General features: G+C 68.5%; 12 protein-coding genes and 1 pseudogene. 6 read left to right on the top strand and 7 right to left on the bottom strand.

Translation table 11 applies throughout. The features are described 5' to 3' along the window. Window positions 1-76 precede the first annotated feature (76 nt). Window positions 77-3,709, top strand: coding sequence for a cobaltochelatase subunit CobN (gene cobN, locus ACGF3H_RS28335; protein ID WP_362491261.1), 3,633 nt, complete (start codon window positions 77-79; stop codon window positions 3,707-3,709). 164 nt (window positions 3,710-3,873) lie between these two features. Here cobN and ACGF3H_RS28330 read toward each other — a convergent pair whose 3' ends face one another. Then, complete coding sequence (locus ACGF3H_RS28330; RefSeq protein ID WP_362491360.1) at window positions 3,874-4,323, bottom strand: transcriptional repressor; 450 nt, start codon at window positions 4,321-4,323, stop codon at window positions 3,874-3,876. A 174-nt stretch (window positions 4,324-4,497) separates the two neighbouring features. On the opposite strand from ACGF3H_RS28330, the gene ACGF3H_RS28325 reads away from it, so the two are divergent. Next, on the top strand, window positions 4,498-5,145 hold the full coding sequence (locus ACGF3H_RS28325; protein WP_362491258.1) for a superoxide dismutase: 648 nt from the start codon (window positions 4,498-4,500) through the stop codon (window positions 5,143-5,145). Between the two features lie 346 nt (window positions 5,146-5,491). Here ACGF3H_RS28325 and ACGF3H_RS28320 read toward each other — a convergent pair whose 3' ends face one another. The 3 genes and pseudogenes from ACGF3H_RS28320 to ACGF3H_RS28310 all read right to left on the bottom strand — a co-directional run. Next, window positions 5,492-6,580: a hypothetical protein gene (locus tag ACGF3H_RS28320; protein ID WP_362491255.1), complete on the bottom strand. Its 1,089-nt coding sequence runs from the start codon at window positions 6,578-6,580 to the stop codon at window positions 5,492-5,494. Window positions 6,581-7,082: 502 nt separating this feature from the next. Next, window positions 7,083-8,231, bottom strand: coding sequence for a serine hydrolase domain-containing protein (locus tag ACGF3H_RS28315; RefSeq protein ID WP_362491252.1), 1,149 nt, complete (start codon window positions 8,229-8,231; stop codon window positions 7,083-7,085). Between the two features lie 97 nt (window positions 8,232-8,328). Continuing rightward, window positions 8,329-8,439 (bottom strand): annotated as a pseudogene (locus ACGF3H_RS28310) (IS5/IS1182 family transposase); the annotation flags it as partial. A 508-nt stretch (window positions 8,440-8,947) separates the two neighbouring features. Between ACGF3H_RS28310 and ACGF3H_RS28305 the strand changes: the two are divergent. After that, window positions 8,948-10,003 carry an IS110 family transposase gene (locus ACGF3H_RS28305; RefSeq protein ID WP_362491250.1) on the top strand — a complete coding sequence of 352 codons (1,056 nt, stop codon included), beginning with the start codon at window positions 8,948-8,950 and terminating at the stop codon, window positions 10,001-10,003. 108 nt (window positions 10,004-10,111) lie between these two features. On the opposite strand, the gene ACGF3H_RS28300 is transcribed toward ACGF3H_RS28305, so the two are convergent. Beyond that, window positions 10,112-10,357, bottom strand: coding sequence for a phosphopantetheine-binding protein (locus tag ACGF3H_RS28300; RefSeq protein ID WP_362491248.1), 246 nt, complete (start codon window positions 10,355-10,357; stop codon window positions 10,112-10,114). A 1,347-nt stretch (window positions 10,358-11,704) separates the two neighbouring features. Between ACGF3H_RS28300 and ACGF3H_RS28295 the strand changes: the two genes are divergently transcribed. Further along, the gene (locus ACGF3H_RS28295; RefSeq protein WP_362491247.1) at window positions 11,705-12,724 is read left to right on the top strand and encodes an IS110 family transposase; all 1,020 of its coding nucleotides are present in this window, start codon (window positions 11,705-11,707) and stop codon (window positions 12,722-12,724) included. Window positions 12,725-13,689: 965 nt separating this feature from the next. Here ACGF3H_RS28295 and ACGF3H_RS28290 read toward each other — a convergent pair. Continuing rightward, a complete protein-coding gene (locus ACGF3H_RS28290) occupies window positions 13,690-14,085 on the bottom strand; it encodes a hypothetical protein (RefSeq protein WP_167795708.1) in 396 nt (131 codons plus the stop codon). 333 nt (window positions 14,086-14,418) lie between these two features. On the opposite strand from ACGF3H_RS28290, the gene ACGF3H_RS28285 reads away from it, so the two are divergent. Then, window positions 14,419-14,736, top strand: a complete 318-nt coding sequence (locus tag ACGF3H_RS28285; protein WP_362491244.1) for a hypothetical protein — start codon at window positions 14,419-14,421, stop codon at window positions 14,734-14,736. After that, window positions 14,733-16,202 carry a hypothetical protein gene (locus ACGF3H_RS28280; protein WP_362491241.1) on the top strand — a complete coding sequence of 490 codons (1,470 nt, stop codon included), beginning with the start codon at window positions 14,733-14,735 and terminating at the stop codon, window positions 16,200-16,202. The genes ACGF3H_RS28285 and ACGF3H_RS28280 overlap by 4 nt, the downstream gene beginning before the upstream one ends. A 405-nt stretch (window positions 16,203-16,607) precedes the next feature. On the opposite strand, the gene ACGF3H_RS28275 is transcribed toward ACGF3H_RS28280, so the two are convergent. Continuing rightward, on the bottom strand, window positions 16,608-22,013 hold the full coding sequence (locus ACGF3H_RS28275) for a sacsin N-terminal ATP-binding-like domain-containing protein (protein ID WP_362491238.1): 5,406 nt from the start codon (window positions 22,011-22,013) through the stop codon (window positions 16,608-16,610). Window positions 22,014-22,236 lie beyond the last annotated feature (223 nt).

The following is a 22,236-nucleotide window of genomic DNA, read 5'->3' as shown; positions in this document are numbered from 1 at the left end:
ACCTTCGGCTTCGTCCGAGGGGGAGACCATTCCGACACTGCCCGGGGCGCGGACCCCGAGGAAGGCCAGGCGACGCATGCCCACTCCGGCCGGGGAGCGAGCCCCGCACGCCCACGAGATCCTGCTCCTGTCGACGTCCGACACCGACCTGCTCAGCGCCCGCGCGGCCGGCGGCCCGGTCGGCTACCGCTTCGCCAACCCCGCTCGCCTCGCCCTGGGCGACCTCCCCGCCCTGCTCGACGGCGTCGCGCTGGTGGTCGTACGCCTGCTGGGCGGCATCCGGGCCTGGCAGGACGGCATCGACCTGCTGCTGGCGGACGGGCGCCCGGTCGTCGTCCTCACCGGTGAACAGGCCCCCGACGCCCAGCTGATGGCCGCCTCCACCGTCCCCGTCGGCATCGCCGCCGAGGCCCACGCCTACCTGGCCCACGGCGGCCCCGCCAACCTGGAACAGCTCGCGCGGTTCCTGTCGGACACCGTGCTGCTCACCGGCCACGGCTTCGACGCGCCGGCGCCCGCTCCGACCTGGGGCCCACTGGAACGCCCGGCTCCCGCCCACCCCGAGGGCCCGGCCGTCGCGGTGCTCTACTACCGCGCCCACCACATGAGCGGCAACACGGCTTTCGTCCATGCCCTGTGCGACGCCGTCGAGGACTCGGGTGGCCGGCCGCTGCCCCTGTACGTCGCCTCCCTGCGGGCGCCCGAGGCGGAGCTGATCGCCGAACTCCGGGCCGCCGACGCCATCGTCACCACGGTCCTGGCGGCCGGCGGCACCAGGCCCGCCGAGGCATCGGCCGGCGGCGACGACGAGTCTTGGGACGCGGGCGCGCTCACCACCCTCGACGTCCCCATCCTCCAGGCCCTCTGCCTGACCGGATCCCGTTCGGCCTGGGCGGAGAACGACGAGGGCGTCTCCCCGCTGGACGCGGCCAGCCAGATCGCGGTCCCCGAGTTCGACGGCCGTCTGATCACGGTGCCGTTCTCCTTCAAGGAGATCGACGCCGACGGCCTCCCGGCCTACGTCGCCGACACCGAGCGCGCGGCCAGGGTCGCCGGAATCGCCGTACGCCACGCCCGCCTCCGTCACATCCCCCCGGGCCAGAAGCGCCTGGCCCTCGTCCTGTCGGCGTACCCCACCAAGCACTCCCGGATCGGCAACGCGGTCGGCCTGGACACCCCCGCCAGCGCCGTCGCCCTGCTCAGGCGCCTGCGCGACGAGGGCTACGACTTCGGCTCCGACACGGACATCCCCGGCCTGGCCTCCGGCGACGGCGACGAACTGATCCGCGCGCTCATCGAGGCGGGCGGCCACGACCAGGACTGGCTCACCGAGGAACAGCTCGCCCGCAACCCTGTGCGCATCCCGGCAGCCGACTACCGACGCTGGTTCGCCACGCTTCCGAAGGAACTGCGCGAGGCGGTGGAGGAGCACTGGGGCCCGGCGCCCGGCGAGATGTTCGTCGACCACAGCCGCAACAAGGAGGGCGACATCGTCCTCGCGGCCCTGTGCTTCGGCAACCTGCTCGTCCTCATCCAGCCCCCGCGCGGCTTCGGCGAGAACCCGATCGCCATCTACCACGACCCGGACCTTCCGCCCTCCCACCACTACCTGGCCGCCTACAGGTGGATCGCCGCCCCGCAGTCCGAGGGCGGCTTCGGCGCCGACGCGATGATCCACCTCGGCAAGCACGGCAACCTGGAATGGCTGCCGGGCAAGAACGCCGGCCTGTCCGCCGCCTGCGGCCCCGACGCCGCCCTCGGCGACCTCCCGCTGATCTACCCCTTCCTCGTCAACGACCCCGGCGAGGGTACCCAGGCCAAGCGCCGCGTCCACGCCACCCTCGTCGACCACCTCGTCCCGCCCATGGCCCGCGCCGACTCCTACGGCGACATCGCGCGCCTCGAACAACTCCTCGACGAGTATGCGCAGATCTCCGCCATGGACCCGGCGAAGCTGCCCGCCATCCGCGCCCAGATCTGGACTCTCATCCAGGCCGCCAAGCTGGACCACGACCTCGGCCTGGAAGACCGGCCCGGCGACGACGGCTTCGACGATTTCCTCCTCCACGTCGACGGCTGGTTGTGTGAGGTCAAGGACGCCCAGATCCGCGACGGCCTCCACGTTCTCGGCACCCCGCCCACCGGCGCCGACCGCGTCAACCTCGTCCTCGCCATCCTCCGCGCCCGCCAGATCTGGGGCGGCGCCGAGGCTCTCCCCGGTCTACGGGAAGCCCTCGGCCTGGACGAGTCGTCCGCGACCCGCACGACGGCCGACGCCGCCGAGGAACAGGCCCGCGCCCTGGTCCAAGCCATGGAGGACGCAGGCTGGGACCCGGCCGCCGTACCCACCGAACACGGCGAACAGGTGCGCGCCATCCTGGACTTCGCCGCCCGGGAGGTGGTCCCGCGCCTGTCGGCGACCACGGCCGAACTCGACCACACCGTCCATGCCCTGGCCGGCGGCTTCGTCCCGGCGGGTCCCTCCGGCTCCCCGCTCCGCGGCCTGGTCAACGTCCTGCCGACCGGCCGCAACTTCTACTCCGTCGACCCCAAGGCCATCCCCTCGCGCCTCGCCTGGGAGACCGGCCAGGCCCTCGCCGACTCCCTGCTGGAGCGCTACCGCGCCGACAACGGCGAGTGGCCCACCTCAGTCGGCCTGTCCCTGTGGGGCACCGGCGCCATGCGCACCGCGGGCGACGACGTCGCCGAAGCCCTCGCCCTGCTGGGCATCCGTCCCGTCTGGGACGACGCCTCCCGCCGCGTCACCGGCCTCGAACCCATCCCTTACGAGGAGCTGGGCCGCCCGCGCATCGACGTCACCCTGCGCATCTCCGGCTTCTTCCGCGACGCCTTCCCTCACACCATCGGTCTCCTGGACGACGCCGTACGCCTGGCGGCCTCCCTGGACGAGCCGGCCGAGACCAACCACGTCCGCACCCACGTGCAGGCAGACCTGGCGGCCCACGGCGACGAACGCCGGGCCACCACACGCATCTTCGGCTCCCGCCCCGGAACGTACGGCGCCGGACTGCTCCAGCTCATCGACTCACGCGACTGGCGCACCGACGCCGACCTCGCCGAGGTGTACACCGTCTGGGGCGGCTACGCCTACGGCCGCGAACTCGAAGGCCGCCCCGCACGTGAGGAGATGGAGACCGCGTACGAGCGGATTGCCGTTGCCGCGAAGAACACGGACACCCGCGAGCACGACATCGCCGACTCCGACGACTACTTCCAGTACCACGGCGGCATGGTCGCCACCGTCCGCGCCCTGCGCGGCACCGCACCCGAGGCGTACATCGGCGACTCCACCCGTCCGGCGACGGTCCGCACCCGCACCCTCGTCGAGGAGACCTCCCGCGTCTTCCGGGCGCGCGTGGTCAACCCGAAGTGGATCGAGGCGATGCGCCGCCACGGCTACAAGGGGGCCTTCGAACTCGCCGCCACCGTGGACTACCTGTTCGGCTACGACGCCACGACCGGCGTGGTGGCCGACTGGATGTACGACAAGCTCACCGAGACCTACGTGTTGGACCCGACGAACCGGGAGTTCCTCCAGCAGGCCAACCCCTGGGCGCTGCACGGCATCGCCGAGCGGCTGCTGGAGGCGGAGTCGCGGGGGATGTGGGCGAAGCCCGATCCGGCGCTGCTGGCAGAGCTGCGGCAGGTGTACCTGGAGACCGAGGGTGACCTTGAGGGCGATGGGTGATGCCTCCGCTTATTGCGAATGACTCGCAATAAGGACTAGATTCGAGGAAGGTCGGCTGGCTGGGGGTGCTGAAGCGGTACTCCCACCGTCGGCTGGGTGCGGGGCGTCGTCATGCCTTGACAGCGTCCGTTCCGACGGCGGCGTCCCGCACCTGTGACAGCGAGTCACGTACTCGTGCACCCGGCGCATCGGCCGTACAGCAGCAGCGCGCCGCTTGCGCCGGCGCGCAGGCCGGCCAGTTCGGTGATCCGTTCCACGGCCTCCCTCATGTCAGCGATCGCCAGGACCTGTACGCGACCGCACTCCTCACACACGGTGTGGTGGTGCGGTTCGGAGCTGACGCCGTAGCGCTTGGGGCCGGGACCGTGTACAGCGTGCGCCAGGCCCACATCCGTGAGGGTCTCCAGGGTCCGGTAGACGGTCGCCTGATCGAACGGCAGGCCGAGTTGCCGAAGCTCAGCCCAGACGTCCGCCGAGGCGAGGTGCTCCCCGGAAGCGGACAGCAGCCTCAGAGCGCACAGTCGGGCGGGCGTGCAGCGGAGGCCGTGGTGTCGTAGCAGCACGGAGTGGTCCGGCGCCGTCGCCTCGCCAGGGTGCGCCGACAGCGGGGTCATGGTCACGTGCCTGCCTTTCCTGCCGTCGTGGACGAGTCCGGTCGCGAACCGCCGTCACCTGACCGGCGCGACATGGGGGAGGGGTCCTAGGTCCATCGCCTGATCGCAAGGTACCGTTCTTACTGCTAGCGTGCACCTGCATACGACTCGCAATAACGTCGGAGGACGTTGGACATGGCGCTTTACACGCTCCCGGAACTTCCGTACGACTACTCGGCGCTCGCCCCGGTCATCAGCCCGGAGATCATCGAGCTGCACCACGACAAGCACCACGCGGCGTACGTGAAGGGTGCCAACGACACGCTGGAGCAGCTGGCCGAGGCGCGGGACAAGGAGACGTGGGGCTCGATCAACGGCCTGGAGAAGAACCTGGCCTTCCATCTCTCGGGCCACATCCTGCACAGCATCTACTGGCAGAACATGACCGGCCCGAAGGACGGCGGCGGCGAGCCCCTGGCCCAGGACGGCGTCGGGGACCTGGCGGACGCGATCACCGAGTCCTTCGGTTCCTTCGCCGGCTTCAAGGCCCAGCTGACCAAGGCCGCGGCCACCACGCAGGGTTCCGGTTGGGGCGTGCTCGCCTACGAGCCGCTGAGCGGCCGGCTGATCGTGGAGCAGGTCTACGACCACCAGGGCAACGTCGGCCAGGGCTCCACCCCGGTCCTCGTTTTCGACGCCTGGGAGCACGCCTTCTACCTCCAGTACAAGAACCAGAAGGTCGACTTCATCGAGGCCATGTGGCAGGTCGTCAACTGGCAGGACGTGGCCAAGCGTTACACCGCCGCCAAGGAGCGCGGCGACAGCCTGCTGCTCAAGCCGTGACGCCGTGACACACCTCAAGCGTCCTGCCTCGTGATCGTCTTCTCACCCTTCACGTCGGCAGGCGGCACCAACGGAAGGCTCCCGCGAGGACGTGCTCGCGGGAGCCTTTCTGTCGTCGGCGCACAGCTGCGTGTAGGCCGCCGCGGAGGAACATCGTCTGGACGACGAAAGGCCAACGATGACGTGGCCGACGTCGTCCAGGTCCGGGTCGGCGATCCAGCCGGTGACGCCATCACGCAGGGCGAGTGGGTCGCGCAGGGCGCCGAGCCCTCGGGGGGGAACGAGCGGCGAAAGCTGTCGCGCTGCCCTGACTTCGTCAGGCCGGACGCTCTCGTGGGGCAGGCGTTCAGTAGGTGGGGCCGTAGGGGCTCCAGTGCCCGAGGAAGGGTTTCAGGTCGTCCGCCCGTGGGTTGGGAATGTCGGGCAGCCGGGGCGGTGCGTTCAATGGGTCGAGGCGCTCAACGGTGGCCGCGGCCCAGCTGATCCATTCCTCGGCTTCGGTTCTGGGCTGGCCCGGAGGCATGGCCTCGACTCGCGTGCGTACCGCGCTCACGTACTCGGTCAGTCGGGTGGCGTGGCGCCACGCCGCTTCCTGGGCTTCAAGCTGCCGGACGCGGTACGCCTCCGCGTAGCGGATGCGGGCCTGTTCCATGGCGGCTTCCCAGCGGATGCGCTTCTGGCGTGCCGCTTCGGCCTCGTCCTGGCGTCTGCGTTCGGCGGCTTCGCCGCGAAGCGTGACCTCCTGCGCGATCTCGGCGAGCTGCTCTTCGAGGGCGCGGCCGGGAGCGTCGGCCCACTCGCTCGCCCGGTGTGGCTGGCCACCGCTGAGGATGAAGCGGAGGCGTTCGGACGGGGTGTAGTCGAATCGGGGGATCCTGACCCAGGAGTGTTTCTTGGCCTCAGCGAGTTCCTTCTCGGTGGCGACGTGCTCGGTCCGGTCCTGTTCCTGGAGGACGAGGAACCCCACGGTCTGGCCCTGTGCGGTGATGGTGAAGTGGGGATTTGCCCTGCGGCGGCGATGAGACGGGGGTGCGTAGCCGGTCTGCCCGGCCGAGCAGGTGTGTCCTTCGGCCTCGGCAGTGGTGATCAGTGCCTGGATGAGCCGGAGAGCGCGTCCTTGGACGGGCTTGGTCAGGCCGAGCGGCTGACGTTCGTTCTGCATGGCCCGGACCACGGCGTGCGGCCGAGTGAGCCGCGAGGGCACGGGGACGGGGTCGAGGACGGCAAGACGCCAGGCGGGGATGTCGACGAGCCTGATCTCGTATCCGCCATGGCACCAGCTTCCGTACAGCTCCTTCGTCTCCGGAATCCTTCCGGACCTGCGTACGGCGGCGACGCGGGACGGCCACTTCTCCAAGCCGGGACCGCTGCCGCTCTTGACGATCCTGCCGCCGGCCTCCGCGAGCTCCAGTAACAGCTGCTCCGTGAGCGTCACACGAGGCTGCGAGGGAGGGCTTGGCTTCCGCGCCGCTGCCTGAGTTAGCTGCGCTCGGGGGGACTGGGGGCGTGGAGCGGCGGCCTGGGTCTTCCCCGGGCTTGACCCGCGGGGAGGGTACGTGCCGTGTGCCAGGTAGTGCCGCCCGGCGCTCGTCAGGGCGACGCTCCACTGCCCGCTCCTCCGGGAGATCGTGACCAGGCCCCGGTTGTGCAGCGCCTGACAGGTGGTCTTGTAGGAGCTGGTCTCCCATTGGCCGGCAGGGCACCCGTCTCCCACCCATTGCAACACCGAGAGCTGCCGCTCATTGACCCGCCGTTCCAATAGCCCGCCTTCGACTCGAAGTGACGTACGAGGCGGCACGTTGCCAGTTCAGTTGGTGGGCGACCGGTGTTTCGAGTCAATTCGTCCGAACGAGCGAGCTGTGCTACGCGGCCTGGGAGACTCCCCTTCACCTGGTCAGACCTGTGACGTCGCAACCCCCGATATAAGAGCAGTTGTGTCAGGCGTCCGCCGCGTACCGCCAGAACTCCCTGATCACCGGTGCCGGCACGGGACCCATCGCTGCTACCTGAGTCAGCAGGATGGTGACCACACCCGTGGCCGGGACGACGTGCGCCGCTGTGCCCGTGCCGCCGACCCAGCCGTAACGGCCGGGCACATTCCACGGGTTGGTCCGGTCGATGTCAACCGAGCCGCCGAAGCCCCAGCCCTGGCCCTCCAGGAACAGCCGGCCGACGGCGCGCTGGACCGGATCCGTATGGTCGGTGGTCATCATGCGTACGGAGTCGGCCGACAGCACCCGGCGGCCGTCGGCCGCGACCCCGCCGGCCAGCAACATTCGGCAGAAGGCCAGCCAGTCGTCGGCGGTCGAGGCCAGCCCGCCATTGCCGAGCGGTAGCGCGGGCAGGCTGCTCCACTCGCCGTCCGGGCCGTCGGCGAGTTCCAGGCTGCCGTCGTCGCTCGGCCGGTAGAAGCTGGTGAACCGGTCCCGCTTGGCGGCCGGCACCTCGAAGCCGGTGTCCACCATGCCCAGCGGCCCGAAGATCCGCTCCGTCAGGAACTCCGGCAGCGGCCGTCCGGCAACCCGCGAAATCAGTACTCCCTGCAGGACGGAGCAGGTGTCGTACAGCCAGGCGGCGCCCGGTTGGTACAGGAGCGGGATGCGGCCGAGCGCCGCCATCCACTCGTCGGCCGGCGGGAAGTCGCTCGGCACCCGGCCGTCCTTTTGCACCGTGAACAACTCCTGCACCGCCGGCAGTGTGAAGTCGGAGGGGAATCCGTACCCGGCCTGGGAGGCCAGTACGTCGAATACGGTGATGGGCCGGTCGGCCGGCACCACGTCGTCCACCGGGCTCGCCGGCGTGCGTACGACCACCGGCTTGTCCAGCTCCGGCAGCCACGTCCCGATCGGGTCGTCCAGTGCGAGCGTGCCCTCCTCGACGAGGATCAGCAGTGCGGCGGCGGTGACGGACTTGGTGATCGAGGCGACCCGGAAGATGGAGTCCCTCGCCATCGGGACGCCGTCGCCGACGTCTTGTGTGCCGACGGCCGCCACCTCGACCTGGTCACCCCGGGCCACGAGGCCGACCGCTCCCGGCAGCGTTCCGGCACCGATGTGGGCTTCGAGCAAGTCGTGCAGGGTCGCCATGAGGCCGCCTTCCAGAGGATTGCTGTCGAAAGACAGACTTCCGCACGGGCCGGGAATCATCGGCGTCGACAGATCTGGGGGCCGGGAGCCTCGTCACGGGCAGATCCGACTCGCGCCAGACATGTGCGTCTGCCTTGTTGCCGGGTGCCGACCGGGCTGAGGCCACCACCAGGCGGGTGTCGGCATCGATGATGACCTGCACATTCGCCGGGATAGGCTCCATTCCCCGGTGCATCGAAACCCGTTCGCCGCTTCCGTGGGGCGATCACTGTGGCTGACTGCTTGTGGCAGGGGGTTCCAGCCCTTCGTGCCGTGGTCGACGAAGGACAGCCGGTAAGGCGGGCCATACGGCTGTCCGTCATCGCCGGTCACGAGTGGGCGGGGAGTCACCTCAGTGTCAGTCTGCTCCGACCAGGCTGCGCGCTGGTTCGGGCGAAGCCGTTTGACTGTGGTCGGTCATACCGGCGCACCGGGATCGATGGGACGGTTGCGCAGTGCCGTCCCGGGCGGGGGTCTGACTCTTGAGATCTTTGACCGAAGTGTCCAGTCACAGGCGTGTCGACTGTCGTTGCGGGATGGCGCCTTCCGGTACCGAGCCACAGGGCGTGTCCCCATAGGGGCCTTGCCAGGTTTCAGGCGTCATCACGGTTCAGACCGCCCGAGCGGGCCGGTGCCATCCATCCAGAAGCACGTCATCACGTGGGAGGCGAACCATCATGACGAGACGACAGCGCATCCTGGGCGTGGACACGCACGGAGAGATGCACGTCGCCGCCGTGATCTCCCCGCTCGGGAAGATCCTCGGAACGGAGTCCTTTCCGGCGACGGCGGCCGGCTACCGACAACTGCTCGTGTGGGCCCGTAAGCGGGGTACCGTGCGCCGGGCCGGCGTAGAGGGTACCGGCACCTTCGGCGCGGGCCTGTCCCGCTACCTGCTGGCCCAGCAGGTCGAGGTGTACGAAGTGAACCGCCCCGACCGCTCGGCCCGCCGGCTGCTGGGGAAGTCGGACCCGCTCGACGCGCAGGCCGCCGCGCGGGCCGTGCTCAGTGGCCGCGCCCGGGCCCGGGCCAAGTCCGGTGACGGGCCGGTGCACAGCGCCCGGATCTTCAAGCTCGCCAAGAACTCCGCGGTCAAGGCCCGTACCCAGGCGATCAACCAGCTCAAGGCCGTCCTGATAATCGCTGATCCCGCCCTGCGGGAACAGCTGTCGAGCCTGGGCAATGCCGAGCTGTTCCGCACCTGCGCGCGCCTCGCCCCGCACGACGGTGGGGGAGACGAGGACGCTGTAGCTCAGGCCACCCACATGACGTTGCGCATGCTCGCCGAGCGCATCGAGCAACTCACCGGGCAGATCGACGAGCTGAACCAGCGCCTGACCCGGCTCGTCGAACGCCACGCCCCACAGTTACTCGAACCGGTGGGCATCGGCCCGGACAGCGCCGTCACTCTCCTGATCACCATGGGAGACAACCCCGAGCGACTGAACACCGAGGCGTCCTTTGCTGCCCTTTGCGGAGTCAGCCCTATCGAGTACTCCTCCGGCCGTCGGAGCACGCGCCGGCTCAATTACGGCGGCGACCGCCAGGCGAACGCGGCCCTGCACCGCATCGTCTTCACCCGCCTGCGCCACGACCCGCGCACCCAGGCGTACTACGAACGCCGCACCCAGGAAGGCAAGACCCGACGCGAGATCATCCGATGCCTCAAGCGATACGCAGCCCGCGAGGTATTCAACCTGGTCAGACCGGTTGCCCGCACACCCGCGTTATAGGGGCGTCCGGGAGCACCGCCGCGGTCAGTCGACGGCCTGACCGTCCTGTGTCTCGTGACGAGGGGGCATAAGGTCCTGCGGCGGCCGGCATCCGCCCTGTCGTGAGCCTCAGTCGTCGTCGGGCTGTGGATTGGTGATGAGGTCAATGACGTCCTGGACGGTGGCGACCTGGTCCATCTCCACGTCAGCAATCGGGAGACCGAACTCCTCCTCGAGAGCGCGAGCCACGAAATCCCAGCTGATTTCGTCCATGAGGGAACTGATCAGCATGCGGTTGTTGATGGTCACCGCGTCGCAGTGCAGTTCCTGCGCGATGATCTCCTTCACTCTTTTCTCGTCGTCCGTGTCGTTCATGTAAGCCCTCCTCGATGGAGCCGGACATCAGGTGGATCGGTCGAGGTGATCATTGCGAACCACGTCCCTGGCGGATGGACGACTCACGGAAGACCCAGCGAAATGAGCAATTTGCGAGCTGTGGGAACGGCCAAGACTTCAGTAGGCCGAACGACTGAGGGTTCAGAGATGACCCGGGCGAGTGTCTTCGAGGGCGATGGCCCCTCGCGGGCTGGGCCACGGCACCGGTGTCGGATGCTGCCCGCTGCGCATGCCGACGATCTCACTTACCGCCCGATCGGGTAGAGCCGCAGCCGCTTGCCGGGCGAGCCGGCCGTGCATCCCGCTACGAAGATCACGCACCGTTCGTGACCTTCGAAAGAGACCCTGCCCGTGCGCTTCGCCCGCGCCGCCACTGCCGTGGCCGCTGTCCTGACCGTCCCCCTCATCCCGCCGGCCGCCCCGGCTGCCCGCGCACCCGGCGAGACCGTAACGCTGCCCGTACGAGACGCCCTCGCGCAGTTGCCGGTACGCACCGAGGACCGCACCGGATACGAGCGCACCGCGTTCAGGCACTGGGTCGACGCCGATCGGGACGGCTGCAACACGCGCGCGAAGGTGCTGAAGGCCGAAGCCGTCACCGCTCCGGAGCAGGGGAGCGAGCAGGGGACGGCCCCGGCTCGGGCGGGTGGTCGGACTTGTGGCGTGCGGAGCCCCGGGCCAGCAGTGCCGTCGGCGACACAAGTCTGATCCGGCCCGGGCCGGATCACCTTGAGCAGCCCGTACAGAGCCGGGCCCGCTGGTCGTCCGGCTCCTTGCGACGCACGGGCTCGTCGCCAGCCCCGCTGACTAAAAGAGAGTTTGAGGGCAGTCGTGACACGGTCGGCGAAGGAATGCCGGTAAGGCGGTCCATGCGCTATCCGTCAATGCCGGTCACGAGTGGACGAAGAGTCATCTCATTGTCAGTCCGCGAAGGCCAAGCGAAGGGCCGGTTCGGATGAAGCGGACCAGCTGCGGTCGAGTCAGACAGTTGCACGGAAGCAGTGGGACGGTTGCGCAGTGCCGTCCCGGGCGGGGGTCTGACTCTTGAGATCTTTGACCGAAGTGTCCAGTCACAGGCGTGTCGACTGTCGTTGCGGGATGGCGCCTTCCGGTACCGAGCCACAGGGCGTGTCCCCATAGGGGTCTTGCCAGGTTTCAGGCGTCATCACGGTTCAGACCGCCCGGGCGGGCCGGTGCCATCCGTCCAGAAGCACGTCATCACGTGGGAGGCGAACCATCATGACGAGCCGACAGCGCAGCACCTCATCGAGCGCGGATCCTCCCGTTCGGCGCGAAGTCGTCCTGGGCGTGGACACGCACGGAGAGATGCACGTCGCCGCCGTGCTCTCCCCGCTCGGGAAGATCCTCGGAACGGAGTCCTTTCCGGCGACGGCGGCCGGCTACCGGCAGCTGCTCGTGTGGGCCCGTAAGCGGGGTACCGTGCGCCGGGCCGGCGAGGGCACCGGTACCTTCGGCGCGGGCCTGTCCCGCTACCTGCTGGCCCAGCACATCCAGGTGTTCGAAGTGAACCGCCCCGACCGCACGGCCCGCCGTCTGCTGGGCAAGTCTGACCCGCTCGACGCTCAGGCCGCCGCGCAGGCCGCCGCGCGGGCCGTGCTCAGTGGCCGCGTCCGGGCCCGGGCCAAGTCCGGCGACGGTCCGGTGCACAGCGCCCGGATCTTCAAGCTCGCCAAGAACTCCGCGGTCAAGGCCCGTACCCAGGCGATCAACCAGCTCAAGGCCGTCCTGGTAATCGCTGATCCCGCCCTGCGGGAACAGCTGTCGAGCCTGGGCAATGCCGAGCTGTTCCGCACCTGCGCGCGCCTCGCCCCGCACGACGGTGGGGGAGACGAGGACGCGGTGGCCGAGGCCACCCACCTGACGTTGCGCATGCTCGCCGAGCGTATCGAGCAGCTCACCGCTCAGATCGACGAGCTGAACCAGCGCCTGACCCGGCTCGTCGAACGCCACGCCCCACAGTTACTCGAACCGGTGGGCATCGGTCCGGACAGCGCCGTCACTCTCCTGATCACCATGGGAGACAACCCCGAGCGACTGAACACCGAGGCGTCCTTTGCTGCCCTTTGCGGAGTCAGCCCCATCGAGTACTCCTCCGGCCGTCGGAGCACGCGCCGGCTCAATTACGGCGGCGACCGCCAGGCGAACGCGGCCCTGCACCGCATCGTCTTCACCCGCCTGCGCCACGACCCGCGCACCCAGGCGTACTACGAACGCCGCACCCAGGAAGGCAAGACCCGACGCGAGATCATCCGATGCCTCAAGCGATACGCAGCCCGCGAGGTATTCAACCTGGTCAGACCGGTTGCCCGCACACCTGCGTTATAGGGGCGTCTGTGATAGGCGAGTGATACGGCGAGGCCCCGCCGGGGTCCGTCCTGACGGGACTTTGAGTCGAGCCGTGAGACGACGAAGTCATCGGAGCGCTCCGGTGCGGCTTCGTCTGAGATCGGCTGCGCTGGCGCGCACGATGCGGCTGGCGCTTCATGCGGTCCGTGTTCCTGTGACGCTTCCAGGGTGCGCATACTTTGCGATTGCACTCGTTGGGAGAGGAGTTCATGTATTCCTGGCGTGCGTTGTCAGTGCCTCCTTGCTTGCCCGGACCTCGGATGCACAAGCATTCCGTCCCGTGGCGGACTGGTAGACGAGCCGGGGCCATCCGAGCATGCCAAGGCACGCTGCGTCCCGGCCGCCCGTGGGTGATGACCACAGGCACCCTCCGCCCTGCATGAACCATCGGCACGCTCCTCCCGGGCGATGGAGGTAGCTCTCCCAGCCTTCTTAGGTGCGTTTCACTCGCCTTGGCTCCACGTGGTGACACCTTTCCTGCTGGGTGTAACCGCCGGGGACGTCCGCGCCGACGGAGATCCAGAAGGGTTCGGAATCGCGGAAGTGCCCGCCGCCCGTGTGCCACTCCAGTCCGGGGTATTGGTGGCGTAGAGATCGAAGCGCGGCTGAGGCGAGTCCGAACCGCTTGTAGCCAGGATAGGAGACGGGTGATTCCACCCAGCCGATCGCGCAAGGCCGGCACACCACGTATTCGACCTCGAACGCGACTTCGTCCCCCACGTAGGCGACTCGGATACGCCAGCCTGTCCGTTCGTACGCCCCGGCAGGCCGGTCCAGCCACGGCCTCGGTGGGGTGGCGGTTGGGTCGAAGCGATAGATCTCGGGATATGCCCATCGGCGGAGTCGGTCGCGCCATGTCGGTTTCTCGGGCCACGCGTGGATCCAATGGACGTGGTGGGCGAGTTCTGCCACGTTGCGGATCGCGGCTTCTGGTCCCGCTTCGGTCATAGCTGTTCCAGGCCGAGCCGGCCGAGACGGGAGCGTATTGCGGAGGGCTGTCGTCCGAATTCGGTGGCCAGTACGTCGTAGTCGCGCTGCCCCGCTCGGTACAGGGAGAGGAGTCTCTCTTCGTCGGCGCTGCTCCACGCCTTGCCGAAGTTCGGGTAGCGGGCGCGGAGTTGATCCGGATCCACGCGCCGGCTGGTGCTGGGGGCGTGGACGACTTCGATGGATTTTACGGTGCCCATGGGGAAGCGCACGCGCTCCGTGTCGCCGACCCACAGGATCAGGTGGTCGTTATCGAACGTGATCCGGTCGGCCGGGATGGTCACTGCACGGCGTCGGCAGTCATCGTCGTCTGGGTCGGATATGAACTCGGTGAAGCTGATGCGGAACGACACGCGACTGGTAGGTTCCCCCATGGCTTCAGCTTGCCGCAATGGTCCCTTAGGAAACAGGCTGGCGCTTCGTGCGGCGATCGGAATCAGCCGGGGCGGATTACTGGCCGAGCACCTGACGGCAGCTCTAGTGACGAGGTCACCGAGCCGTGAGTGGCGGGCACGCCGTGTCTTGCCCGGATGCTACTGCGAGCCCAGCGTGACTTGGGACGTCTCGAACTTCACACCCCTCCACCACCCGCCAGGCAGCGATCTGCACCACACCCGCACGCCCCGGTCATAGGCGCCGCGATGTCCGGGCGTCCCAAGGGTTGGGGGCCGCTGTAGGCTCCCGCCATGCTGATCTTTGAATACCGGGGCGAGACCGCGAACTTGAAGGTGCTCGCGCGGGAGATCGAGGCAGATCCGCACCTCGCCGGAAAATGCACCCTCACCCTCACACCCCTGCGCCAGGACAGACGCGATTCCTTGCGTCACGGGCAGTGGGCGGAGATCGCCATCTCCGTCGTTACCGGACTGGCTACGAACACGCTGCACGACGCTCTCAAGGCCCTGGTCGAGCGCGCTCGTGACCGCGGACCAGTGGACGAGTTGAGTCCTCGTCCCGAAAGCGCCGACGAGGACCCGGAAAGCCCGGAAGGCGCAGCCCAATGACCGTCCATTCCCCCCGCCTGCAGAACTCCAGCGGCGCCGAGTTGAACTTGCGCAGCCAGATCCTCTTCCAGGACCCGACCCGCACGCGCACCAAGGGCCTCGTCACCTCAGTCGCCTCCTGGCACAAGACCTACGTGCACGAGAGCAGCCACTGGGCGCGCTATCACGGATCCACCGTCGGCGTCCTGCTGAGCCTGTTACGGCGAACGAGAGACCAACTGGCCGCGTACACGATCTCCCAGATGAGCCGGCAGCAAACCGAGCTCCTCCACGGGGCCCGGAGCAACGGGCTGCCCTTCCTCTCCTTCAAGCGCTATCCCCAGTACACAAGCGGAGAGCTGAGGTACAACGAGCTGGACTGGCTCAATCTCTACCATGCCTACTACGTTCTGCTGGACCCGGAGGGCCTGGGGGAGTCCGATGCCGCGTCCTGGGACACCCAGGCGGCATTCGAGAACTCCCTGCAAGACGCGTGGCGCCAGAGCGCGGGCGCGGAGATGGTGGAGCGTGCTGAGGACACGCCAGTCAGTATTACAGGGCCCCTGAAGCTCATAGACACCTCCGAAGGCCCGCTCAGCACACGAACCTTGTTCGAGTGCGCGGCGGTGATCGACGAGCTCTTCCAGTTCGAGGGCGCCTTCTTGCGGATGGCCGACCCGACACTGCGCGAGTTGCTGCTTGAGGAGATGAGTGGCGAGTACGGGCTTCCGTGGCGCCTGGCGAGCGCCCTGGCGGGAAGGGAGCTTGGTGGGAGCGTTGTCCTGGCGCTCATCGACTTCGCGCTGAACCCGGTGGTCCCGGGCCTGACTTCTGCCGACCCGTCCGTCGACTGGAGGGAGCTGTACCCTCCCTACCGCTACGCGGCGGCGGCAAAGGCGATGGCGGACTGGAAAAGCGACCTGGAATTCCAGTACCCGAGTCATGAGATGACGGTTCACTTCCAGCGCATGCTGGCCCAACGCAGCGGGCTCCGGATGGGGCGCGTGGTTTCCCGCCTGTCCGGACTCTCCACGCTGCGGGAGGCCGCCACAGTACCCATGCACATGGCCGGACGCACTCCGGCCGTCTCCTTCCTGTGCGCCTCACGCCTGCTCGATCTCCGCGAGCAGGATGCCTGCGCGCTCACCCACTACGGCGTCAACTTCCTCAACGACCGGGCACTCAGGTTCATCGACCCCGACCCGGACATGTGGTGGCTGTTCCCCATGTTCCGGGTGAGCCAGGGTGAGTACCGATGGCCGGCGGAGCACGTGAACCTCAACGAGGCCACGGACCTGCTGATCAGCGCCGCCGTGGCGTCCGCATACGACGACGTACTGCACGGCACCGGCCCTCTCGCCTCGGATCACCTTCCCCGTGCCCTCTTCGAGGACCACGCAGAGGTCGGGGCGCTGAACAAGGTCCTTAAGGACTCGACGGGCCTGGACTTGGGCTGGCGTACAGGTCTGAACCCTCAACATCCGTGACGGCCGGGTGGAGACAGGTCAGATTAGGATGTCGACGGCTCGGTACAGGTGGGTGCCGTGGGCCTACTTCTTGATCTCGGCGCGGCCGAAAACGGTGATGCGGTGCTGGCGTGCGAATGCGGCGGCGAGGTCGGTGAAGTCGGCCGAACCGATCATATTGATTCGTGCCCGGTAGCGCTTGCACTGGAGGCCGGCTGGGCGGGTACGTGTCCGGCAATGCCCAGGACGCGTGCTCGCAGTGGCAAGCCGACGTCCTCCACCTTCACCAGCTGTACCGGTACAAATGACAACGTCTGTTAGCCCAGCTGGCTATGTAACGACTCAGGCTTGGAGGGGTCGCGTGTGACAAACGGGCCAGTGCCCGATGCCGGTCGGGGGACGTGTACTCCGGCGGGGCTATAAAGCTCAAAGCCGGTACGAGAAGCGCAGCGAGCCGCCTTCCTCCCGGTAGCGTCCGCGTCCGCGTTTCGCGTAGGGATTGGGGAGCATGCGGATGTTCATCCGGTCCGGGGTAAGGGCGTGGGTGACCATGAGGAGGCGCCAGCGGTCGTTGCCCGCGTGTTGCTGGGCTGCGCGTACCTCGCTCTCTCCTAGCTCGAAGCGCCCGCCGTCGCCTTGGGTCGCCTTGACTTCGAACATGTAGGGTCGCCGGCCGGAACCGATCCGGAAGTCGTAGCCGAGACCGTTGTCACCGGGCGGGCCGGGGAAAGCCTTTCGGCGGTTCGTCGACACCCAGCTGGTCTCGTCCATGCTGTCCGGGTAGTGCGCGCACAGCCACTGGTAGGCGTACCACTCACCTAGGTATCCGATGGCCTCCCGCTGAGCCGCGGTCAGTCCGCTGTCCGGGTTGCCGCCGTATCGCCCGCCGTGCGAACGACCGGTGGAGGATGCCCGCCGGGCGTCGGTCAGCGTCTGGGGATCGGTGAAGCGGAGCGGCCCGGCGGCGACTCCCGGTATGGCCCCGTTTTCGAAGACGCGCTGGAGTTCGCGGGTCAGGGTTGTGAAGTCGCCGTCATACACGTCGAAGGCTCGGCCGCCGACGGAGATCGACCGCCGTCGACGCTCCTGTTCGCGGCGGGCGTGTTCGGCCGCGTTGCGTACGCGGTCCAGGTCAGTCTCGGTCAACCCATGCCGGTCGAGATCCGTTGTCGGAGGCATCCCGGCGGGCCACTGGCCGAGCACGGCCAGCCAGGCGACGACATCTGCGGCAGCCAGCGGGCGGAAGTCCAGTGCGCCCGCCGCTTCCAGCCGTGCAGTGACCTCGGTGGCGGGCTCGGAGCCGGCCAGCGCCGGTGGCAATGGGTGCCGGGCGGCATGGACCAGGACCGCGAGGTCGGCGGCCAGGTCGGTGATCGTACGGAGGTTCGCGCTGCGGACCTGGTCGAGGGCGGGCAGGCGTTCACCCGCGTGGGGCGCCGGGCGGCCCAGCTTCCGTGTCAGCTCCTCCTCGATGTGCCTCTCCAGGCGCTCGGAGTCGGCCGTATCCACGGTGCAGGCCCATGCCGCAGGTACGCTGATCCACTTCAGGGCGCTCAGCAACGGCCAGTGGGGCATCGGGCGCCGGGCGTCGAAATCGTTCAGTGCCGCCCAGCGCAGCCGGTTGACGAGATCCTTCCTGTGGAGGTCCAGGTAGGCGTGGAGCGCTTCCTGGTGCTCGTCCGCGTGGCTGATCGGTTCCATGGGCGGTGTCATGAAGCGCAGAGTGTCGTTCAGCTCGGCGAAGCCGACGCCCAGAGCGTGCCGCAGCTCGTCCGTGCTGCGCGCCGCACGGGCTTGGGCTATGAACTCCGATGCATCAAGCGGGAGTTGAGTGGCATGCTTCTCCAGGCCGGCCTGGAGCTCCCGCGTGTCGGCCGGTGGCGGCACGAGCAGCGTGTCAGCTGTCGTCGCGCCGAGCAGGTGGACGAGGAAGGGGCGGCAGCGCTCCACAACCACGCCGATGGCCCCGTCGATGCGTCGCCTCGTCTCCTCGATCTGGTGGACGGTGACTTCCAGGGCATCGGCGAGCTCGTCCTGGCCGGGGTCGGTGAGGTTGGCGTGGCGGGCGGCGAGGACGTGGGTGGCCAGGCGGAGCCGGATGCCGAACTCCCGCCTTTTCAACAACTCGGCCGTTGCCTCCACTATGCGGGTCGTCTCGTGCCAGCTCGGTTCGGACTCCGGGGCGAGGAGAAGGGGGTACTTCGGATCCGGCAGCGGCAGCACTCCGCCGAGACGGGTCGGCAAGGTCACGGGCTGGCCGTCCAGCTCGATTTTCCAGGAGCGGTAGCGGTGCAGGCGCACGCTCTTCACTGCAGAGGTCAGCTCGTTCAGTTCCGCCTCACTCGCCCGGGGGCCGCGGGCCAGGTGATCGGCGAGGACACCCACCGCCAGGGCGAGCCAGGGCAGTTGATCGACCAGGGGCTCTCCCATGGTGACGGGGTCTACCTGCTGGCCGTCCACGGTCACGGTGAACGTCACATCGTCGGTGTGACGGACAGTCTCGGGATGGCCAGGTGCCAGCAGTCCGGCAGCCTTCGCTGCGACACCGGGAACGACGAGCAAGGGGCGCGCCATTTCGCGTACCAGCAGCGCGGTCAGGCCATCGCGCTGGTCGCTGATGTAGAGCACGGTCTGCCCGTCGTCCAGGCCGGACAACGGCATGCCGATGAGCTGTTCCCGGGACTCGACGAGCAGAGTCGTGTCGCTGGGCAGTGCCGGGCGTGGGTGCTGTACCAGGTGCTTCCAGGCGCGTTCGTTGGCGCGTTGCGCGGCAGGCCGGTCCTCGGCCCCCAGCGCGCCCTGCGACGCGAGCAGACCAAGCGCGGCAAGGGCGCGAGCGCTGTCGCGGGGGTCGTCCCAGGTCGGCATCCTCATCTCACGCAGCCGGTCACGGGCCTTGTCCAGCTCTAGCAGATGGCGCACTCGGTGGTCGACGGTTGGCGCATAGGCGGGCTCCTCTTCCAGCCCGGGCGGGCAGTGCCACGCGTCGGCCGGCCGTACGAATCTGACGGCGCGGTCACGCCCCCGCACCGGAAGCCATGGCTGCTCCCGAACGAAGGCGGCGAGAGGGGTCAGCGCCCGTTCCCTGTCCGTGCTTCGGCTCCCCGCACTGGTCCAGGTGCTGGTGAAATACATGTCTTCCCAGTGCGCCAGGCCATGCAGAACCAGGCGCGCGTAGGCCAGCCGGGCACTGTGGCCGAGCCGTTCGACGACGTCCTGACCGGGAAGCTGATAGGCGGGGGAACCTTGGTAGGACGTCCGAGGGTAGGAAGCATGGGACCAAGGGCGGTCGATATACGGTTCCCACTGCTCCCGCACCGTCAAGGCCACCTTGGCCATGCGGACCAACTGCCGGGTGGTGAGATCCTGGCCGTCCGCCCACCTTTGGGCGTCGGGGGAGGAAACTGGCACGAGTCCGTCGGCCACCCCTGACTCCGAAAGGAATGCCCGCCACTCGTCCGAGGTATCGCCCCGCTTCACGAACTCATCCGGCGCGGCGATGAGGTGCTCAGCGATCACCTTGAGGTTCTTTGACACGTCCTGCCCAGCAGCGACCACCGTTGCCAGGTCCTCGCCAACGGAGCCACGGCCCCAGCCCTTGCCGAACACACCGTCGCTCGCCTTGATCAGCCTGCCGTCCACGGACGGTACGTACAGCCCCAGCGACGAGACCGTCGTGCCGCCCAACGAACGCCGCGGCTGCCACAGCCGGAAGACGAACCGCAGGGTCTGCAGCCGGAGCCGGTGGTCGGTGCTCGAACCGAGCGCCTGCCGGACGTGGTCCAGCAGGCCCCTCATGTCGAACGGCCGGACAAGCCCCGCGTCCTCGAGGAACGCGCGGGCGGGTAGCCTCCGCCCACGCTTGCTGTGGTCGTTCCAGACCAGCCCGGGATGCAGGGAGAAGAGACGCTTGCCGAGGAGGGCAGGGACGGAGGGTGCCTCTGCGAGGTTCATGTCCGCGCGCACCGGTTGGAAGAATGCCTCGCGCCGGGCTCCGCGACCACTCACATTGCGCGGGAAACTCGACCTGGCCGCAGGGTGGTTGGCGTGGCGCAGCGTTTCGTCCTCCGCAAGCAGCAGCTTCCTGCCGCGCAGGACGTGCCCGTCGTCTTGGAAGAGCACGGCCAGATCCTCGTACAGTTCGCTCCACTGGTCGAGGACCGCGTCGGGACGGGGCGCGGAACGCGGACGGGGTGCGGCAGGGGATGAAGGAGCGGGGCGGGAGGCCGGACGGGGGAGGGTTGCGACGATCCGCTCCACATGCCCAGCGAGTGTCTCCCGGTCCGGCTCCAATGGGCAGGCGAGGGACTTGCACGTGGCCGCCAGCCGATGAAGGCGTTCGCCGCCCACGGCCGGGTCCGCCACCACGACTCCCGATGCGTGGGCGCGGTGTGTTGTGAGGACGGTCAACTCAAGGTCAGGCCACAGGATCGCGACCCGGGGGGATGCCCAGGCCGCATCCCGCTTGGCGTCATCGGCGGCGAGAACAGGTACGAGTGGCACGTCGGCGAGATCGCTGCCGTGTACTCGCCGGGCTGCCGCGCGCAGCAGCCCGGCTGAGCCTTTGCCGCTCTCCCAGCTCACGAGATCCACGGCCAGCCGCCCCAATTCGGCCTGCGGCACCGCGCGCAACATCGCTGCAGCCGCAAGGCAGGTCTCGGCGACGGCGTCGAACAGCAGCGTATTGAGCGGGTGTTCAGAGGGCAGGCCGGTGCGGTCGATCTTGGTGAAGAACGGGGCGTTCACATGACCGGGGAACGGCGCCGTCAGATCCTCGCCCATCGGCAAGAAGGTATAGATCTGCCCCCGTCGCGGCCGTCGCACGGCGGGCAGCGGAACGGCAATCTCCACTGCTGCGGACGAAGTCCACCGCTGCCAGGTGTCGTCGAGGAGCCCTAGGCCCACGGCCTCGTCGAGCGCGCTGTTCAGACGCTCCTTCTCCACGCTGCCCCGGGCCACGAGAAACGTTCCAGAGAGCCCCAGATCCACGGTCGCGAAGGAGACGGCAAGCTGCTCTCCCGCCGTGCCCGTCGTGGCGAATCGCTCCTCGGACCGGGTCAGTTCCCACCGCTCAGCGGCCTCGCCGCCGGTGGCCCGTCGCTCCAGCGTCAGGCTCGCGAGTCGGTCGAGGAACAGCATCACGGGCGCCTTCGCCTCCGCGAGCTCGCGAAGCCGCAGCCGGACCTCGGCCCGGGCCGCCTCATTCAGAAGAGGCAGTCGCACAACGGTCACATGCCCCTCGGCGGCGAGCTCCCGACAGATCGCCGGCACCTCGTCCAGCGGCAAGGGCACCTGAAGCGGCGGAAACTCAGCGGCCACCTCGTGGGCGTTTGGTTCATCGCCCAGGAACGCCTCAACATCGCCCCTGTGCGCGAACCGGAAGCAATAGCCGTCCAGTTCAGGACCGTTGGGGCCGTCAGGATCGGCGCTAAAGATCTCGGGCGCGTCGCTGATCAACAGGACGCTTCGGAACCCGACGCCCTTGTTCCCGATCCCCTCCCCAACCGCCTTGGAGCTCTGCGCCAGCTCGCAGACCCTCTCGACGTTCCTCCACGTGAAGGGCGTGCCGCCATTGGCGACGTACAACGTCCCCCACTCGCCCTCTTCCTCATCCAGCAGCACATGCACCTGGCCGTCACACCGGCCCCTTGGGTGTGCGTCATAACCGTTCTGCAGCAGCTCGAAGAGCGAACGCCCGGCGTACTCCCGCGCACTCGTGTAAGACACGGCATTCACCTGCCGTGCCAGCCGCCGCACCTGCTCCGACCGCGCCCCCTCCAACACGGATCGCCCGAACCTGCGTAGCTGCTCCGCACGGTCGACACCTGCCATGGGTCCCCTCCCAACTCACCGTGGGGGACGCTATCTCGTGCCACTGACATTTATGGGCCTGCCGGAAACGACCATTGCGCCGCCCGAGTGCGGGGCGGCGCAGGGGCCCTGGCAAGGATGCGCAGGATGGCCGGTCGCGACCAGCCCGGCGGCAACGCAACGTGACCGAAGCCACTCTGTGTTACCGGCCGGTTCGCATGATCGCCTTGTGGATCATGTGCCA

Source organism: Streptomyces sp. NPDC048185, assembly GCF_043202495.1.
In the GTDB taxonomy this organism is placed as follows: domain Bacteria; phylum Actinomycetota; class Actinomycetes; order Streptomycetales; family Streptomycetaceae; genus Streptomyces.
This window is presented reverse-complemented; position numbering and strand designations above follow the sequence as displayed.

Coding starts and splice junctions, on each gene's coding strand:
- ACGF3H_RS28275 (WP_362491238.1), bottom strand. CDS start 22,013: ATGGCAGGTGTCGACCGTGCGGAGCAGCTACGCAGGTTCGGGCGATCC.
- cobN (WP_362491261.1), top strand. CDS start 77: ATGCCCACTCCGGCCGGGGAGCGAGCCCCGCACGCCCACGAGATCCTG.
- ACGF3H_RS28325 (WP_362491258.1), top strand. CDS start 4,498: ATGGCGCTTTACACGCTCCCGGAACTTCCGTACGACTACTCGGCGCTC.
- ACGF3H_RS28295 (WP_362491247.1), top strand. CDS start 11,705: ATGCACGTCGCCGCCGTGCTCTCCCCGCTCGGGAAGATCCTCGGAACG.
- ACGF3H_RS28305 (WP_362491250.1), top strand. CDS start 8,948: ATGACGAGACGACAGCGCATCCTGGGCGTGGACACGCACGGAGAGATG.
- ACGF3H_RS28285 (WP_362491244.1), top strand. CDS start 14,419: ATGCTGATCTTTGAATACCGGGGCGAGACCGCGAACTTGAAGGTGCTC.
- ACGF3H_RS28315 (WP_362491252.1), bottom strand. CDS start 8,231: ATGGCGACCCTGCACGACTTGCTCGAAGCCCACATCGGTGCCGGAACG.
- ACGF3H_RS28280 (WP_362491241.1), top strand. CDS start 14,733: ATGACCGTCCATTCCCCCCGCCTGCAGAACTCCAGCGGCGCCGAGTTG.
- ACGF3H_RS28330 (WP_362491360.1), bottom strand. CDS start 4,323: ATGACCCCGCTGTCGGCGCACCCTGGCGAGGCGACGGCGCCGGACCAC.
- ACGF3H_RS28300 (WP_362491248.1), bottom strand. CDS start 10,357: ATGAACGACACGGACGACGAGAAAAGAGTGAAGGAGATCATCGCGCAG.